This window comes from Pseudooctadecabacter sp., assembly GCF_020627745.1.
In the GTDB taxonomy this organism is placed as follows: Bacteria; Pseudomonadota; Alphaproteobacteria; order Rhodobacterales; family Rhodobacteraceae; genus Octadecabacter.
On sequence record NZ_JAHDGE010000053.1, the window covers coordinates 9,739 to 11,293 of the forward strand.

The window sequence follows — 1,555 nt, forward strand, 5'->3', positions numbered from 1 at the left end:
GCCGAGGCGGAACCCGAGATGGAGACCGAGGCCGAGGCGGAAATGGAGACCGACGGTGAGGCCGGAGCCGACGCTGGCGGGGAGACCGAACCAGTCGCGGATGCGGAGGCCGACGCCGAGGCAGAGACCGCCGCAACGGATGAAGCAGACACAGCCGAGGCCGATCTGGCTGAACAGTTGCAAGCGGATGCGGAGGCTGCTGAAGGGGCAGACGCCGCTGCGCCTGCCGAAGACGGGGAAGATGCGACTGCTGCTGAAGCCGATGCGACCGCCGAGGCCGATCTGGACAGCCCTGCGGAAGACAGCCTGCCCGATGATACGCCACCTGCGCCGGAAGACACGGTGGAGGAGACCGAAGTTGCCGCAGCGGCCAGCGATGATGCCGAGGTGGCCGAAGTCGAAGAGCAAACTGTTGCGGAGGAGGACGTGCGGTCCTCGGATCAGGATTTCGAGACATCTGTGACCGATACCACTGCGGCGCGGTCCCAAGCCGATGATGATGACGACGACCGCGATCTGGCCCGTGCGCTGCTTCTGGGTCTGGGCGCGCTGGCGATCGGGTCGCAGCTGTCCAACGGCGACGAGGTGGTGACCAATTCCGGTGACCGCGTGATTGTCCAGCAATCCGACGGCACCTTCCGGGTTCTGAAGGATGATGATGTGCTGTTGCGCCAGCCGGGATCGACCGTGCGGACAGAGAGGTTCGAGGATGGGTCAACACGGACATTCGTGACCCAGGCCGATGGCCGTCAGGTGGTGACGATCCGCAATGCCGAGGGTCGCGTGCTGCGCCGTGCCCTCGTTCTGGAGGATGGCACACAGGTTGTGTTGCTGGATGATCTGGAGACGTCCGAACAGGCGGTGGATGTGTCGAGCCTGCCAAGCGCGCGCGATCAGGATGCTTCTGTCAGCATGGCAGCCACGCAAGAGGAGTTGCGCGCAGCACTGGCCGCGGAACTGTCGGCCGATCTGGACCGCACGTTTTCCTTGCGGCAGGTGCGCAGCATTCGCGAAGTGCGCGAACTCGCCCCTCTGGTCGAACTGGACACCATCACGTTCGAGACAGGGTCCGCTGCGATCCGTCCCGAACAGGCGCGCCAGCTGTCACAGCTGGGCACCGCGATCCGCGACATTCTGGACGAGCGTCCCGGTGAGGTGTTCCTGATCGAAGGGCATACCGATGCCGTAGGCAACGCTGGCTACAATCTGGGTCTGTCGGACCGGCGCGCCGAAACCGTGGCCCTTGCGTTGACGGAATATTTCGATGTGCCGCCTGCCAATCTGGTGACGCAGGGTTATGGGGAAAGCAACCTCAAGATCCGCACGCTTGCAGCGGAAGAGGTGAACCGTCGTGCCAGCGTTCGCAATATCACCGACCTGTTGCGTCAGTAAGACCTGATCCCGACCGGCCGTTTATCACGCGGCCGGACCCTATAAAGAAAGAGCGCCGGACCAACAGGAACCGGCGCTCTTTTTTCTATATCAGGATCGCAGACCTATTTTTGCGGCAAAGGTCCGATCATCATGACCATCTGGCGACCTTCCCCGGGGTTTG

General features: G+C 63.2%; 1 protein-coding gene. It reads left to right on the forward strand.

Annotated features, from left to right (window positions below):
- Positions 1–1,392, forward strand: a 1,392-nt coding sequence (locus QZ653_RS14170) for an OmpA family protein (RefSeq protein ID WP_296421017.1), incomplete at its 5' end; no start/stop codon positions are given.
- Between the last annotated feature and the right edge of the window lie 163 nt (positions 1,393–1,555).